This is a genomic window from Pseudomonas sp. PVC-5-1, from assembly GCF_057444345.1.
Window position 1 is genome coordinate 4,945,683 of sequence record NZ_CM172024.1, and the last position, 16,427, is coordinate 4,962,109.

The 16,427-nt window shown below is 62.4% G+C and carries 12 protein-coding genes; 5 read left to right on the forward strand and 7 right to left on the reverse strand.

What is annotated here, in order from left to right:
• The first annotated feature begins 354 nt into the window (after window positions 1–354).
• The 4 genes from pgi (at window position 355) to AC2T3R_RS22650 (ending at window position 8,079) form a co-directional block, all read left to right on the forward strand.
• Window positions 355–2,019, forward strand: coding sequence for a glucose-6-phosphate isomerase (gene pgi, locus AC2T3R_RS22635; protein WP_410952196.1), 1,665 nt, complete (start codon window positions 355–357; stop codon window positions 2,017–2,019).
• A gap of 198 nt (window positions 2,020–2,217) precedes the next feature.
• Entirely contained in the window at window positions 2,218–4,152 is a 1,935-nt protein-coding gene (gene acs, locus AC2T3R_RS22640) for an acetate--CoA ligase (protein WP_486744293.1), read from the forward strand.
• Window positions 4,153–4,194: 42 nt separating this feature from the next.
• Window positions 4,195–5,064 (forward strand): oxygenase MpaB family protein, encoded by an 870-nt coding sequence (locus tag AC2T3R_RS22645; protein WP_015271851.1) that lies wholly within the window; start codon window positions 4,195–4,197, stop codon window positions 5,062–5,064.
• Between the two features lie 78 nt (window positions 5,065–5,142).
• A complete protein-coding gene (locus tag AC2T3R_RS22650) occupies window positions 5,143–8,079 on the forward strand; it encodes a DUF748 domain-containing protein (protein WP_486744294.1) in 2,937 nt (978 codons plus the stop codon).
• A gap of 121 nt (window positions 8,080–8,200) precedes the next feature.
• Here the strand turns inward: AC2T3R_RS22650 and AC2T3R_RS22655 are convergent, their stop codons facing one another.
• Window positions 8,201–8,614, reverse strand: a complete 414-nt coding sequence (locus AC2T3R_RS22655; RefSeq protein WP_486744295.1) for a VOC family protein — start codon at window positions 8,612–8,614, stop codon at window positions 8,201–8,203.
• Between the two features lie 60 nt (window positions 8,615–8,674).
• On the opposite strand from AC2T3R_RS22655, the gene AC2T3R_RS22660 reads away from it, so the two are divergent.
• Entirely contained in the window at window positions 8,675–8,977 is a 303-nt protein-coding gene (locus tag AC2T3R_RS22660; RefSeq protein ID WP_023661347.1) for a heme-binding protein, read from the forward strand.
• Between the two features lie 78 nt (window positions 8,978–9,055).
• On the opposite strand, the gene AC2T3R_RS22665 is transcribed toward AC2T3R_RS22660, so the two are convergent.
• The 6 genes from AC2T3R_RS22665 to infB form a co-directional block, all read right to left on the reverse strand.
• Window positions 9,056–9,406 carry a BON domain-containing protein gene (locus AC2T3R_RS22665; protein WP_486744296.1) on the reverse strand — a complete coding sequence of 117 codons (351 nt, stop codon included), beginning with the start codon at window positions 9,404–9,406 and terminating at the stop codon, window positions 9,056–9,058.
• 264 nt (window positions 9,407–9,670) lie between these two features.
• A complete protein-coding gene (gene pnp, locus AC2T3R_RS22670) occupies window positions 9,671–11,776 on the reverse strand; it encodes a polyribonucleotide nucleotidyltransferase (RefSeq protein WP_013974283.1) in 2,106 nt (701 codons plus the stop codon).
• 250 nt (window positions 11,777–12,026) lie between these two features.
• Window positions 12,027–12,296, reverse strand: a complete 270-nt coding sequence (gene rpsO / locus AC2T3R_RS22675) for a 30S ribosomal protein S15 (RefSeq protein ID WP_003249971.1) — start codon at window positions 12,294–12,296, stop codon at window positions 12,027–12,029.
• A gap of 147 nt (window positions 12,297–12,443) precedes the next feature.
• Complete coding sequence (gene truB / locus AC2T3R_RS22680; RefSeq protein ID WP_013974284.1) at window positions 12,444–13,361, reverse strand: tRNA pseudouridine(55) synthase TruB; 918 nt, start codon at window positions 13,359–13,361, stop codon at window positions 12,444–12,446.
• Between the two features lie 3 nt (window positions 13,362–13,364).
• Window positions 13,365–13,763 (reverse strand): 30S ribosome-binding factor RbfA, encoded by a 399-nt coding sequence (gene rbfA, locus AC2T3R_RS22685; RefSeq protein ID WP_003258061.1) that lies wholly within the window; start codon window positions 13,761–13,763, stop codon window positions 13,365–13,367.
• Between the two features lie 115 nt (window positions 13,764–13,878).
• Window positions 13,879–16,419: a translation initiation factor IF-2 gene (gene infB / locus AC2T3R_RS22690; RefSeq protein ID WP_015271856.1), complete on the reverse strand. Its 2,541-nt coding sequence runs from the start codon at window positions 16,417–16,419 to the stop codon at window positions 13,879–13,881.
• Between the last annotated feature and the right edge of the window lie 8 nt (window positions 16,420–16,427).

Below are 16,427 nucleotides of genomic sequence, written 5' to 3' on the forward strand. Positions count from 1 at the left end.
GGCCCGGGGCTGCCTTGCAGCCCATTCGCCGGCAAGCCAGCTCCCACCCCGACCGCATCGGCCTCGAGCCATGCGCTATCCCTGCGGGAGCTGGCTTGCCAGCGATGAGGCCAGTACCGGTAGCGCCCCCAAATCACACCCCGACCGCATCGGCCTCGAGCCATGCGCTATTCCTGTGGGAGCTGGCTTGCCAGCGATGAGGCCAGTACAGGCAATACAAGACAGTTGCTTCCCCCAAATTCCCCCGCCTTACCCATTCCCTGCAAGTGGCCTTTGCCTATAATGGTGCCAGCCTGAACCCGGCAATGAGTGCCGTGTCCAAGGTCTCATCACGCACCAAGGGAACCCCGCGCAATGGCGTATTACCGTACACCCCACGATGTCACGGCCCTGCCCGCCTGGCAGGCGCTTCAGCAACACCGCGACGCCATGCAAGGTTTCAGCATGCGCGAAGCCTTCGCCGCCGATACCAAGCGCTTCGAGCAGTTTTCCTTGAGCTGCTGCGGCCTGTTCCTCGACTACTCGAAAAACCTGATCACCGAACAAAGCCGCGACCTGCTGGTGAACCTGGCCAACGAAGTGGGCCTGCAGGACGCCATCAAGTCGATGTTCAGTGGCGAAATCATCAACGCCTCCGAAGGTCGCCCGGTGCTGCACACCGCCCTGCGCCGGCCGGTAGGCGACAAGCTCAGCGTCAACGGCGTGAACGTCATGCCGGAAGTACACAAGGTACTCAACCAGATCACCGAACTGGTCGGCCGCATTCACGACGGGCTGTGGCGCGGCTACAGCGAAAAACCGATCACCGACGTGGTCAACATCGGCATCGGCGGCTCGTTCCTCGGCCCCGAACTGGTGTCCGAGGCGCTGCTGCCCTACGCCCAGCGCGGCGTGCGCTGCCACTACCTGGCGAACATCGACGGCAGTGAGTTCCACGAGCTGTCGGCCAACCTGCGCGCCGAAACCACCCTGTTCATCGTCTCGTCGAAATCGTTCAACACCCTCGAGACCTTGAAGAACGCAATGGCCGCGCGTACCTGGTACCTGGCCCAGGGCGGCTCGGAAGCCGAGCTGTACCGCCACTTCATCGCCGTTTCCAGCAACAAGGCCGCCGCCGTGGCCTTCGGCATCCGCGAAGAAAACATCTTCCCGATGTGGGACTGGGTGGGCGGGCGCTACTCGCTGTGGTCGGCCATCGGCCTGCCGATCGCCCTGGCCATCGGTACCGCCAACTTCAAAGAGCTGCTGTCCGGTGCCTACACCATGGACCAGCACTTCCAGACCGCGCCGTTCGACAAGAACATGCCGGTGCTGCTGGCCCTGCTGGGCGTGTGGTACGGCAACTTCTGGGGCGCCCAGAGTCACGCGATCCTGCCGTACGACCACTACCTGCGCAACATCACCAAGCACCTGCAACAGCTGGACATGGAGTCCAACGGCAAGAGCGTGCTGCAGGACGGCACCCCGGTGAAGACCGACACCGGTCCGGTTATCTGGGGTGGCGTCGGTTGCAACGGCCAGCATGCCTACCACCAGCTGCTGCACCAGGGCACCCAGCTGATTCCGGCCGACTTCATCGTGCCGGTGGTGAGCTTCAACCCGGTGGCCGACCATCATCAGTGGCTGTACGCCAACTGCCTGTCGCAGAGCCAGGCGCTGATGTTGGGCAAAACCCGCGAGGAAGCCGAGGCAGAGCTGCGTGGCAAAGGCCTGAACGAAGCGGACATCGAAAAGCTGGCCCCGCACAAGGTGATCCCAGGCAATCGTCCGAGCAACACCCTGGTGGTGGAACGCATCAGCCCGCGCCGCCTGGGCGCGCTGGTGGCGATGTACGAGCACAAGGTGTTCGTGCAGAGCGTGATCTGGGGCATCAACGCCTTCGACCAGTGGGGCGTGGAGCTAGGCAAGGAGCTGGGCAAGGGCGTTTACCAACGCCTGGTCGGCAGCCTGGAAGAAAGCGCCGAAGATGGTTCCACCCAAGGCCTGATCAACTACTTCCGCGGCCGTCACCGCGGTTGATCTGAAACCTTCGCCAGCTTCTTCGCGGGCTCGCCCGCTCCCACAGGTACCGCACAGGCCTCAAGAACTGTTCAGTACCTGTGGGAGCGGGCGAGCCCGCGAAGAGGCCGGCACAGGTTGAACACCTCTCCCAGCTACACTGTCCTATCGAATAGCCGTTGCAGTCCATCGCCCCTTACAAGAGCAGGACCACCCGCCATGTTCGATATCCGCAACTACCCTCAGGCCCTGGCCGTCAGCCAGTCCGCCGCCCTAACCCCCGACGAGTACCGCCGCCTCTACCGCCAGTCGGTGGATGACCCCGACACCTTCTGGGCCGAACAGGCCAAGCGCCTGGACTGGATCAAGCCCTGGTCGAGCGTGCAGCAATGCGACCTGAAGACCGGCAGCGCCCGCTGGTTCGACGGCGCCCAGCTCAACGTCAGCTACAACTGCATCGACCGCCACCTGGTCCGACGCGGCGAACAGACTGCCCTGCTGTGGGAAGGCGACGATCCCAAGGATTCCAAGGCCATCACCTACCGCGAACTGCACCGCCAGGTCTGCCGCCTGGCCAATGCGCTGAAAGCACGCGGGGTAAAGAAAGGCGACCGGGTGTGCATCTACATGCCGATGATCCCCGAGGCCGCCTTCGCCATGCTTGCCTGCACCCGCATCGGTGCCATCCACTCGGTGGTGTTCGGCGGCTTCTCGCCAGATGCCCTGCGCGACCGTATCCTCGATGCCGACTGCCGTACGGTGATCACTGCCGATGAAGGCGTGCGCGGCGGCAAACGCATCCCGCTGAAACAGAACGTCGACAAGGCCCTGGCCAGCTGCCCTGCGGTCAGCAGCGTATTTGTGGTGCGCCGCACCGGCGGCGATGTCGTCTGGGCCGAAGGCCGTGACTTCTGGTACCACGAGGCAACGGAAAAGGCCGGCGACGACTGCAGTCCCGAGCCGATGGGTGCCGAAGACCCGCTGTTCATCCTCTACACCTCCGGCAGCACCGGCAAACCCAAAGGCGTGCTGCACACTACCGGCGGCTACCTGCTCCAGGCCACCCTCACCTTCAAGGTGGTGTTCGACTACCGTGACGGCGAGGTGTTCTGGTGCACCGCCGATGTCGGCTGGGTCACCGGCCACAGCTACATCGTCTATGGTCCGCTGGCCAATGGCGCGATCTCGCTGATGTTCGAAGGCGTGCCCAACTACCCGGACACCTCGCGCTTCTGGCAAGTGGTGGACAAACACAAGGTGAACATCTTCTACACCGCCCCGACCGCTCTGCGCGCGCTGATGCGCGAGGGCTCCGCGCCGCTGCAGAGCACTTCACGCCAGAGCCTGCGCCTGCTGGGCAGCGTCGGCGAGCCGATCAACCCGGAAGCCTGGGAGTGGTATTTCGAAGAAGTCGGGCAAAAGCGCTGCCCCATCGTCGATACCTGGTGGCAGACCGAGACAGGCGGCATCATGCTCACCCCGCTGCCCGGCTCGCAGTCGCTCAAGCCCGGCTGTGCCACCCAGCCCATGTTCGGCGTACAACCGGTGCTGCTGGACGAAAAGGGCAAGCTCATCGAGGGCCCCGGTGCCGGCCTGCTGGCGATCAAGGCCAGCTGGCCCGGGCAGATCCGAAGTGTCTATGGCGACCATCAGCGCATGGTCGACACCTACTTCAAGCCGATGCCCGGCTATTACTTCACCGGCGACGGTGCCCGCCGCGATACCGATGGAGACTACTGGATCACCGGGCGTATCGATGACGTGATCAACGTTTCCGGTCACCGTATCGGTACCGCCGAAGTGGAAAGCGCGCTGGTGCTGCATGACAGCGTTGCCGAAGCGGCGGTGGTCGGTTACCCCCACGACCTCAAGGGCCAAGGCGTTTACGCTTTCGTCACACCGATGAATGGTGTAACGCCGGACGACGCGCTCAAGGCCGAGCTACTGGCCCTGGTCAGCAAGGAAATCGGCAGTTTCGCCAAACCCGAGCTGATCCAGTGGGCTCCGGCGCTGCCCAAGACACGCTCAGGCAAGATCATGCGGCGTATACTGCGCAAGATCGCCTGCAACGAACTCGACAACCTGGGCGATACCTCGACCCTGGCCGACCCCAGCGTGGTGCAGGGCCTGATCGACAAACGCCTCAACCAGTAACCGGCGGCCGTTGCCCATGGCCGCCCTGAACCAAAGGTCGCCATGGAAGCCCTTCGCCGCCGCATCGAAACCCAGGTCATGAGCCTTACCGGGCTGGCCCTCGGCCAGCTCGACCTGGAATCGCCCAAGGGTGACCCCGGGCTGTTCGGCCCGCACAGCATCAGCTGGCGGGTACATGGCGACTTCCCGAGCATGCTGGTCGGTGGCATCAGTGCCCTCATGCTGCAGTTGCTGCACCCGCTGGCCCTGGCCGGGGTGTGGGACCATTCCAACTTCCGTGAAGACCTGCTCGGCCGCCTGCGCCGTACCAGCCAATTCATCTCCGGCACCACCTTCGGCGCCACCCGCGATGCCGAGTGGCTGATCGACAAGGTGCGTACCATCCACCTGCAGGTAACCGGCACCGCGCCGGATGGCCGCCCGTATGCGGCCAGCGACCCTGACCTGCTGACCTGGGTGCACGTGGCGGAAGTCAGCAGCTTTCTCGCCGCCCACCTGCGTTACCGCAACCCGCAACTAGCGCGCGCCGAGCAGGATGCCTACTACGCAGAGATCGCATTGATTGCCGAGCGCCTTGGCGCCCGCGACGTGCCGCGCTCGTGCCAGCAGGTCGAGGACTATCTGCAGCGCATGCGTCCGCAGTTGCACTGCGACGCACGCAGCCATGAGGTGGTCGGCATCCTGCTCGATGCCCCCGCCCCCAGCCGCCTGGCACAGCCGGTGGGCAAGCTGATGCTGCACGCCGGCATCGACCTGCTGCCGGGCTGGGCCCAGACCATGCTCGGGCTACAGCACGGTCCGTTGCAGCGGCGCATGATCCGCCTGGGCCTGCAACGCACTGCGCCAGTACTGCGCTGGGCGATGCGCGACGGCTCGGCGCACCGGGCCAAACGGCGCATGGGTATCGAATGAGGTCAACTGGTCGCCTCAGCGGAACTGATTTAACGTGCCATACTCCAAGCTCTCCTGCTTAGACAGACGAAGCGACACATGTACAAAGGATTGACTCGCGCCGCTGGCGCACTGCTGGCCCTGGTAGCCCTCTACAGCCTTCTTGGCTTTTTCGTTCTCCCCGGTGTCGCGCTGCGCATCGCCAACCAACAGTTGGCCCAGTACGCAACCGTGCCTGCCCACCTCGAACGGATCGAACTCAACCCCTTCAGCCTCGAGCTGACACTGTGGGGCCTGCAGATCGGCGAGCCTGGCAAGGAGCAGGTCGGCTTCGACCGGCTGTACGCCAACCTTTCGCTCGACAGTCTATGGAGCGGTGCCCTGCACCTGGACGCAGTGGAACTGGTCAAACCGCGCAACGAAGTGCTGTTCGCCAAGGACGGTACTCTCAACCTGACCCGCCTGTTCAAACTGCCAGCCAGCGAAGCCAAGCCTGACGAGCCACCCAGCGACCCGCTCCCGCTACGCATCGGCAGCATCAAGCTCAGCGATGGCTACCTGCACTTCGAGGACCTGCGCCCGAGCGAGCCGATCGAGTTCCTCTACGACAACATGAACCTGGAGCTGAAAAACCTCAGCACCCTGCCCAACGACAATGCCGACATGACCCTGGTGGCCATCGGCCCCAACGGCGGGCGCATCGACTGGAAAGGCACCCTTAGCCTGGCGCCAATCGCCTCTGAAGGCACACTGAAGATCACCGAAGGCAAGATGAAGGCATTCTGGCCCTATGTGCGCGATGCCGTGCCACTGGTGCTGGAAGACGGCGTGGTCAGCCTCGACACCCACTACAAGCTCAACCTCGCCAAGCAGACCGAACTGTTGCTGGACAACGCGTCGGTGCGCATCGCCCCGTTTGCCATAAAGGCCCCGGATGGCCGCCCGCTGGCACGCCTGGCCAGCCTGGAAGTAAGCGAAACCTCGGTCGATCTGGTCAAGCAGCTGGTCACCGTGGGCAAGATCCGCAGCGAAAAACTGGAAACCTGGGCCGCGCTGGAAAAGGACGGCCAGCTCGACTGGCAGAAACTGTTCGCCAGCCAGCCGGCCAAGGCTACGCCGAAGGAAAAGGCCGAACCGGCCGCCGCCGAGCCCACGCCCGAACAGCAAGCCGCCAAGGAGCCGAGCAAACCCTGGCAGGTGCTGCTCAAGGACGTGCAACTGCGTAACTACCTGGTACACCTGGCAGACCGTACTCAGAAGGAGCCGGTGGCCCTCGACGTCGGCCCGCTCAACGCCGACCTGCAAGGTTTCGACAGTCTCAACAAGTCGCCCTTCAACCTCAAGCTCGATACCGGCGTGGGCAAGCAAGGCAAGCTTCAGGCGGCCGGCCAGGTCAACCTGGCGCCCATCTGGGCCAAGCTGGACGTGAGCACCCGCGATATCGACCTGCGAGTGGCCCAGGCCTATATCAGCCCGTTCATCCTGCTGGAGCTGCGCAGCGGCATGCTCGCCAGCGACCTCAAGGTCGACCTGAAGAACACCGCACCACTGGCCTTCAGTGTTACCGGCAAGGCACAGGTCAGCCAGCTGCACACCCTCGACACCATCAAGAGCCGTGACTTCGTCAAATGGCAACAGGTGAACGTCGACGGCCTGTCCTACGTGCACGGCGATGCGCTGTCGATCGACAAAGTGACCCTGCTGCAACCCTATGCGCGCTTCATCATCAACGAAGACCGCACGACCAACATCAACGACCTGCTGATCCCGCAGCCGGCCGGCGCCCCAGCGACCAGCCAGTCCAAGCCGGCCTCCGCCGGCAACGACAAGCCGCTGGGCATCCACATCGGCCAGATCGACATCAACGACGGCTCGGCCAACTTCGCCGACCTGTCCCTCACCCCCAACTTCGCCACGGCCATCCAACAGCTGAACGGCCGGATCGGCACCATCGACAATCGCAAGCCGGTGCCGGCCAAGGTCGACGTCAAGGGCAAGGTCGACCGCTACGCGCCGGTCACCATCAAAGGCGCCCTCAACCCGTTCAACCCGCTGGCCAGCCTGGATATCGCCACCAGCTTCAAGCGGGTCGAGCTGACCACACTCACACCCTACTCCGGCAAGTTCGCCGGCTTCCGTATCCGCAAGGGCCGGCTCAACCTCGACCTGCATTACCTGATCACCAATGGCCAGCTGAAGGCCGAGAACAAGGTGGTGGTTGAGCAGTTGCAGTTAGGCGAGAAGGTCGACAGCCCGGACGCAGTGGACCTCCCTATCCGCCTGGCGGTGGCACTGCTGAAGGATACAGAAGGCAAGATCTCGATCGAGCTGCCGGTATCCGGAGACCTCAACAACCCGCAGTTCAGCGTGATGCCGATCGTCTGGCAAACCCTGCGCAACCTGGTGTTGCGTGCGGCGCAAGCGCCGTTCAAGTTCATTGGCGGGCTGGTTGCCGGCGGTGGCTCGGAAGATCTGGGCAATGTGTCCTTCGCCCCGGGCTCCAGCGAGCTTAGTGGCGACGCCCAGGCATCGTTGGACAAATTGGCGTCGGCCCTGAAGGAGCGCCCGGAGCTGCGTCTGGAAATCGAAGGCACCAGCGCCCAGGCCAGCGACGGCCCGCTGATCGCCCAGCAGCGCCTGGAGCGTGAGTACCAGGCCACCTGGTACAAGATTCTGCAGCGCCGCGGTGACAAGGTGCCGGCCAATGCCTCGATGCTGGTGGTCGACGACAGCGAAAAACCGGCGATGCTCGAAGGCATCTACCGTAACCGCCTGAAGCAACAGCCGCCTGCGGAATGGGAGCAACTGGGCCGCGACGAGCGCACCGCCAAGCTGCGCGAGGCGGTGATCAAGTCCTGGGCCGAAAGTACTGCGCTGCTGCGCACACTTGGCCAGGAGCGGGCCAGCAGCATCAAGGATTACCTGGTAGACAAAGGCCAGCTGGAAGATGACCGGGTGTACTTCATCGATACCAGTCTGGGCCAGGCCGAGAGCGATGGTCGGGTGGTGACGCCGATGCATCTGGATGCCGAGTAACTTCTACTAGCAGGTCTGGCCTCTTCGCGGGCTTGCCCGCTCCCACAGGTACTGCACAGGCCTTGAACCGTGTACGGTCCCTGTGGGAGCGGGCAAGCCCGCGAAGAGGCCGGTACAGGCTTCACACCAACCGCTGCCCCGACACCGCCGGGTGGTACAACGGCTGCACCTTGTTCCCTGCCGGGTCCAGCAGGTGGAAGCTGCGCGCCCCGTCACCATGGTTGAACGGCCGGTCCAGCAGGGTCACGCCATGGGCCTTGAAATACTGGTACCAGGCCTCCAGCTCCTCCACGCTATCGACGATGAACCCATAGTGGTCCAGGGTCTGCAAACCATTGGCCGCCCCTGCCCCGCGCCCCAGCGACAGGTTGTCGTTACCACAAGTGAGATACACCAGGTCTTCGTTGGCGCGGTTCAGCACCTCCATGCCCAGCACATCGACGTAGAAGCGTTCGCACTCCTCCAGGTTGGGCACCAACAAGGCAATATGGCGCAGGCCGTCCAGGCGACCAGGGCGTGCAGGCAATTCGGACATTGGCGAAGCTCCATTTTTGTATACAATTCACAGTATAATTTAAAACAAAAGGAGAGCCTTGTGTATAGCCTGTTCATCAAGACCCGAGTGAAGCCCGGTTGCGCCGAGGATTTTCTAACTGCGATCAAGGTCAATGCCGCAGCCTCAGTCGCCACTGAACCTGGTTGCCTGGCATTCGATGTGTCGCAAGACCGGGTCGACCCGGAGTTGATCTACCTGTACGAGATCTACCGCGACGATGCAGCCTATGAAGCGCATACCCAAACCGCGCACTTTCGCGATAGCCGGCCATTGGTCGAGCCGCTGATCGTCGAGCAAGAATGCTTCGAGAGCGATGTGATCGCGCGTAACCCGGTGTACTAGCCGCAAATGAAAAGCCCCGGCAAATAGCCGGGGCTCGGAGCGAAGGTGGCCAAATCCGTTTGGCCGACGGGACATTCCTTATTCGGCTTTCAGGCCGTCAGACATGACGCTTTTCACGCCTTTGATGTTCTTGGTGATGCGTACTGCTTCTTCTTTCTGGGATTGAGTGATCGCCACGTCAGACGACAGCGAGACGACGCCTTGGCTGGTCTCGACTTTGATGTCGCTGCCTGGAATACCTTTTTCAGTCAGCAGGTCCGCTTTCACCTTGGTAGTGATCCAGGTGTCGGAACCTTCCTGCTTGGCGTTATCCACGGTGTTGGCAGCCAACATGACTGGAGCCTGGGTTGGCTCCGCAGCGAGTGCGCCGTTAGCCATGGTCAGGGTCAGGGCGGTAGCAGTAGCGGCAGCAATGGCGAACTTCTTCATGTGAGTCACTCCTGTTTTTTCGAAAGGTCTGCGCCGTATGTCCTGGCGTCAGATATGGAGGTAGTTGCATGCGCTGTGCCAGCTTTTCCGTCTCGCTTGTTTCCTTTTAAATCAACAAGTTAGCCAAATTTAGATTTGGCCGATGTCGTGCATTCTGCAATCCGCACGATAAAACTGCTTGCAAGATGCAAGTCCGCAAAAGGTTCCGTACAGCCATAAAAAAAGGCCCCTTGCGGGGCCTTTCTTTCTACTACGAGGCAATCATCAGACGCCCGAGGCCTTGGCCGCGGCAACGTCCTTGATCGACAGCTTGATACGGCCGCGGTTGTCCACGTCCAGTACCAGTACTTCGACTTCCTGGCCTTCTTTCAGGATGTCGGTGACTTTCTCGACGCGAGCATCGCTCAGCATGGAGATGTGCACCAGGCCGTCCTTGCCAGGCAGGATGTTTACGAACGCACCGAAGTCGACGATGCGCTCGACCTTGCCGACGTAGATCTTGCCGATCTCGGCTTCGGCGGTAATGCCCAGGATGCGTTGCTTGGCAGCATCTGCCGCTTCCTTGGTTTCGCCGAAGATCTTGATCGAGCCATCGTCTTCGATGTCGATCGAAGCCTTGGTCTCTTCGCAGATGGCGCGAATGGTGGCGCCGCCTTTACCGATGACGTCACGGATCTTGTCGGTGTCGATCTTCATCGCGATCATGGTCGGGGCGTTGGCCGACAGCTCGCTACGCGACTGGGCGATGATCTGGTTCATCTGGCCGAGGATATTCAGGCGCGCTTCCAGGGCCTGGCCCAGGGCGATCTCCATGATCTCTTCGGTGATACCGTTGATCTTGATGTCCATCTGCAGCGCGGTAACACCCTTGGCGGTACCGGCTACCTTGAAGTCCATGTCGCCCAGGTGGTCTTCGTCACCCAGGATGTCGGTCAGGACGGCGAACTTGTCACCTTCCTTGACCAGGCCCATGGCGATACCGGCAACCGGTGCCTTCATCGGTACACCAGCGTCCATCAGGGCCAGGGAAGCACCACAGACCGAAGCCATGGAGCTGGAACCGTTGGATTCGGTGATTTCCGATACCACGCGGATGGTGTACGGGAACTCGCTGTCGCTCGGCAGCATGGCCTGCACGCCACGACGGGCCAGGCGGCCGTGGCCGATTTCACGACGGCCAGCGCCGCCCATGCGACCGCACTCACCCACCGAGAATGGCGGGAAGTTGTAGTGCAGCATGAACGGGTCTTTTTTCTCGCCTTCCAGGGTGTCCAGCAGCTGGGCGTCACGGGCAGTACCCAGGGTCGCAACGACCAGGGCCTGGGTTTCGCCACGGGTGAACAGCGCCGAACCGTGAGTCTTCGGCAAGACGCCGACTTCGATGTTCAGCGGGCGCACGGTGCGGGTGTCACGGCCGTCGATACGCGGTTTGCCGTTGACGATGTTCTCACGGACGGTGCGGTATTCCAGCTCGCCGAAGATTTCCTTGATGGCGCCGGCGGACGGGCCGGTCTCTTCGTTGCTCAGACGGGCAACAGCCTCGTCGCGCAGCTGGCCCAGGCGGTTGTAGCGGTCAGCCTTCTGGGTGATGGTGTAGGCCTGCGAAACGGCTTCGCCGAACTCGGCGCGTACCAGGTTCATCAGCTCGACGTTGGCCGGGGCTGGCTGCCAGTCCCAGGTCGGCTTGCCGGCTTCGGCAGCCAGTTCCTTGACGGCCTGGATCACGGCCTGGAATTCGTCGTGGGCGAACAGCACGGCGCCCAGCATCTGGTCTTCGGTCAGCTCTTTGGCTTCCGACTCAACCATCAGTACAGCCGATTCGGTACCGGCAACGACCATGTCCAGGCTCGAGGCAGCCAGTTGCTCGTAGGTCGGGTTCAGCAGGTAGCCGGTGCTTTCGTGGAAGGCAACGCGAGCGGCGCCGATCGGGCCTTCGAACGGAATGCCGGAGATGGCCAGGGCAGCCGAGGTACCGATCATCGCAGCGATGTCCGGGTCGGTCTTCTTGCTGGTGGAAACCACGGTGCAGACAACCTGCACTTCGTTCATGAAGCCTTCCGGGAACAGCGGACGGATCGGACGGTCGATCAGGCGCGAGGTCAGGGTCTCTTTCTCGGAAGGACGGCCTTCACGCTTGAAGAAGCCACCCGGGATCTTGCCGGCGGCGTAGGTCTTTTCCTGGTAGTGGACCGACAGCGGGAAGAAGCCCTTGCCTGGATCGGCCTGTTTGGCACCGACCACGGTCACCAGCACGGTGACGTCGTTGTCGACGGTAACCAGCACGGCGCCGGTTGCCTGACGGGCAATACGGCCCGTTTCGAGAGTAACGGTCGACTGACCGAACTGGAATGTCTTGATTACCGGGTTCACGGTTTCCTACCTTTTTTCAGTGGCTCTGGGGGAACTGGTTTCTTGCGAATTCTTGGGCAGAACGGGGAATCGGCCCCATTGACCGTCCAGATACAACACGAGGCTGGGAGCCTGGCACCAAGCGGAAAATCCGCTCAGCATTGCCAGGCTGCCAACCTCGGAGATACGCGTGGCGTGTCCAACGGCAGCACTGCAAAACAGCCCTGCCGAAGCCTGCGACACGCCATGCACACCACTGGCCAGGCCGCTATTAGCGACGCAGACCCAGGCGACCGATCAGGGCGCTGTAACGAGTGGTGTCTTTGCCCTTCAGGTAGTCCAGCAGCTTACGACGCTGGTTGACCATACGGATCAGACCACGACGGGAGTGGTGGTCTTTGTCGTTGGCCTTGAAGTGGCCTTGCAGCTTGTTGATGTTGGCGGTCAGCAGAGCAACCTGCACTTCCGGGCTACCGGTATCGCCGGCGGCTTGCTGGTATTCGGCAACGATCTGAGCTTTTTCTTCAACGCTGAGGGCCATTTGGCTTCTCCTGATAACGGATCCCGCATGCGGGGTCCAATAGGCCAGGGACAAATCCCTGTATTAATAAAAAAGGTGTGACCGTGCCTACTGACAGCCACCCTTGGTGCCGTGGGGCCTGGCAATTGCCCGACCCCGCGGTTTCGGTCATTCCGACCGAATCAGCCGACGCGGCGCAATGCGCCCGTCTTCGCTCACTTCACCGATACCGATGAAGCGCGCATTGTGATCCTGTACCCGGACCATGCCAAATTGCGGCGCGTCCGGCGCGCGTACCGCCTGCCCATGCAGCCAGTAAAACGCACTGTGCTCGGACAGGCACACCAGTGGCCAGTCCTGCAGGCCGCTGTCCGAAGGCATCAGGAAGCGGTCGAGCGCTTCGTTGCCGCCTTCGGCGTGGGCCTGTTCGAGTTCCTCGAGGGTGACCGTCTGTGCCAGCGCGAAAGGCCCGGCCTGGGTCCTGCGCAGCTCGGCGACATAGGCGCCGCAGCCAAGGGCCTCACCGATATCCTCCACCAGGGTGCGGATATAGGTGCCTTTGCTGCATCCTACGCTCAGCCGTGCACGGGTGCCTTCGCACTCGAGCAACTCCAAGCGGCCAATAGTAACAGAACGCGCCTCGCGCTCCACTACCTCTCCTGCACGTGCCAGCTTGTAAAGCGGCTGGCCATCACGCTTGAGCGCCGAGTACATCGGCGGTATCTGGCTGATCTGGCCACGAAAACGCGGCAGCAGGGCCTCGATGTCGGCGCGACCAACGGTCACCTCACGGGTCTGCAGCACTTCACCTTCGGCATCGCCGGTGTTGGTAGTCTGCCCCATCTGCATGACCGTTTCGTAGCCCTTGTCGGAATCGAGCAGGTACTGCGAAAACTTGGTCGCTTCGCCAAAGCACAGCGGCAGCACGCCGGTTGCCAGCGGATCGAGGCTGCCGGTGTGACCGGCCTTTTCCGCATTGAGCAGCCAGCGCACCTTTTGCAGGGCGGCGTTGGAGGTGAAGCCCAGCGGCTTGTCGAGCAGGATGATGCCGCTGACGTTGCGGCGGATACGTTTGACCTGGGCCACCGCTTACTCCTCGGCGTCCAGCTTGTCGGCATCCTTGTGCAGACGGTCTTCGGCGACCGCGCGCTCGATCAGTGCCGACAGGTGGGCACCACGGCTGACGCTTTCGTCGAAGTGGAAGTGCAGTTGCGGCACGCTGCGCAGTTGCATCACACGGCCCAAGTGCAGGCGCAGGAAGCTCGCGGCGCTGGTCAGGGCCTTGAGGGTCTGCGGTACGGCGTCGGCGCCGTCCTGGCCCATCACGGTGATGAACACCTTGGCGTGGCCAAGATCACGGCTGACATCGACGGCAGTGATGGTCACCAGGCCGACGCGCGGGTCTTTGACTTCACGGCGGATCAGCTCCGACAGCTCGCGCTGCATCTGGTCGCCGATGCGTTGGGTACGGCTATATTCTTTTGCCATTCTTGCTACCTGTAACTTAAAGCGGCAAACGCCCGGTCAGGCTGAAGCCTGACCGGGCGCTACCTACTGAGGCACTGCCCACCGCCCTGCGGCGGGGCTGGCGCCCTGCTCACCCTTAAAGGGTACGAGCAACCTGGACTTTCTCGAAGACTTCGATCTTGTCGCCGACCTTGACGTCGTTGTAGCTCTTCACGCCAATACCGCACTCCATGCCGTTACGTACTTCGGAGGCGTCGTCCTTGAAGCGACGCAGCGACTCCAGTTCGCCTTCGAAGATCACAACGTCTTCGCGCAGTACGCGGATCGGACGGTTGCGGTACACGGTACCCTCGATGACCATACAGCCAGCGATGGCGCCGAACTTCGGCGAACGGAACACGTCACGTACTTCGGCGACACCCAGGATGTTCTCGCGAACATCGCTGCCGAGCATGCCGGTCAGGGCCTTCTTGACGTCTTCGATGATGTCGTAGATCACGTTGTAGTAACGCATATCCAGACCTTCCTGCTCGACGATCTTGCGCGCGCCGGCATCGGCACGCACGTTGAAGCCGAACAGTACTGCATTCGAAGCCAGCGCCAGGTTGGCGTCGCTTTCGGTGATACCACCGACGCCGCCACCGATCACGCGCACCTGAACTTCGTCGTTGCCCAGGCCCGACAGCGAACCCTGCAGTGCTTCCAGGGAACCACGCACGTCGGTCTTGAGGACGATGTTGAGGGTCTTCTTCTCTTCCTGACCCATGGTCTCGAAGATGTTTTCCAGCTTGCCAGCGTGAGCACGGGCCAGCTTGACCTCGCGGTACTTGCCTTGACGGAACAGGGCAACTTCACGAGCCTTCTTCTCGTCGGCAACCACGGACAGCTCGTCACCGGCTTCCGGGGTACCGTCAAGGCCGAGGATTTCGACCGGGATCGACGGGCCGGCTTCCTTCACAGGCTTGCCGTTCTCGTCGAGCATGGCGCGCACGCGGCCATAGTTGGAACCGCACAGGACCATGTCGCCCTGACGCAGGGTACCGTCCTGAACCAGGATGGTCGCCACCGGGCCACGGCCCTTGTCCAAGCGAGATTCGACAACCACACCACGACCTGGAGCGGTCGGGGTAGCGGTCAGTTCCAGGATCTCGGCCTGCAGCAGGACAGCCTCGAGCAGTTCGTCGACGCCGGTACCCATCTTGGCCGAAACCTTGACGAACGGAGTATCACCACCCCAGTCCTCGGAGGTCACGCCTTCGACAGCAAGCTCGTTGCGGATGCGATCGATATCGGCACCCGGCTTGTCGATCTTGTTCACTGCAACCACCAGCGGAACGCCAGCTGCCTTGGCATGCTGAACGGCTTCGCGGGTTTGCGGCATCACGCCGTCGTCCGCTGCCACCACCAGGATGACGATGTCGGTAGCCTTGGCACCACGGGCACGCATTGCGGTGAACGCAGCGTGGCCTGGGGTATCGAGGAAGGTGACCATGCCGCGGTCGGTTTCCACGTGGTAGGCACCGATGTGCTGGGTAATACCACCGGCTTCGCCAGCGGCAACCTTGGCACGACGGATGTAGTCGAGCAGCGAGGTCTTACCATGGTCAACGTGACCCATGACGGTAACGACCGGCGCACGCGATTCGACTTCACCTTCGAACTTCAGCGATTCGGCCAGGGAGTCTTCCAGGGCGGTATCGCTGACCAGGGTCACTTTGTGGCCCAGTTCTTCGGCGACCAGCTGAGCGGTTTCCTGGTCGAGCACCTGGTTGATGGTGACCGGGGTACCCAGCTTGAACATGAACTTGACCACTTCAGCGGCCTTGACCGACATCTGTTGGGCCAGTTCCGAGACGGTGATGGTCTCGCCGATGGTCACGTCACGGATGACTGGACCGGTCGGGTTCTGGAAGCCGTGCTGGTTGCGCTTCTTCAGCTTGCTCTTGCCACCGCGGCCACGGCGTACGCCATCGCTCTCTTCATCGGTGGTGCGCGGTGCGGCGCGAGGAGTCGGAGCCTTTTCCTTCTCCTTGACCTTGACCTTGATCGACACGCGCGGGGCCTCGCCACGACGCTCGCCACCACGACGGTCTTCGTCACGGGTGCGGCCTTCGTTGCGACGGGCTTCGTCCTTCTTGCGCTCGGCAGCACGGGCTGCGGCGTCTTCGGACGCCGGGGCGTCGGCAACTACCGGTGCCGGGGCAGCGGCAGGTGCCGCTTCTGGCTTGGCGGCAGGCGCAGGGGCTGCAGCAGCGGTTTCGGCGGCCTGACGGCGAGCCTGCTCCTCGTTGCGCTGGCGAACTTCGGCCTCGACCTTGTCGCGAGCGGCGTTTTCAGCCGCGCGGCGCTCTTCCAGCTCACGCTTCTGCTCAGCCTGGATTTCTTCCGGGCTGCGCTGCACGAATACTTTCTTCTTGCGTACTTCTACGCTGATGCTCTTGCTACCGGCGACACGCAGGGTGCTGGTGGTTTTGCGCTGCAAGGTAATCTTGCGCGGCTCTTCCGCCTTGCTCTTGTGGCTGCTCTTCAAATGAGTCAGCAAGGTCTGCTTCTCATTGTCGGTCACTACCTGACCGGCGTCGGTGTGCGGCAGACCTGCCTCACGCATCTGCTGCAGCAGGCGCTCTACCGGTGCCTCGACCTCTTGGGCCAGTTCTTTCACCGTGACTTGCGTCATGCACTTCT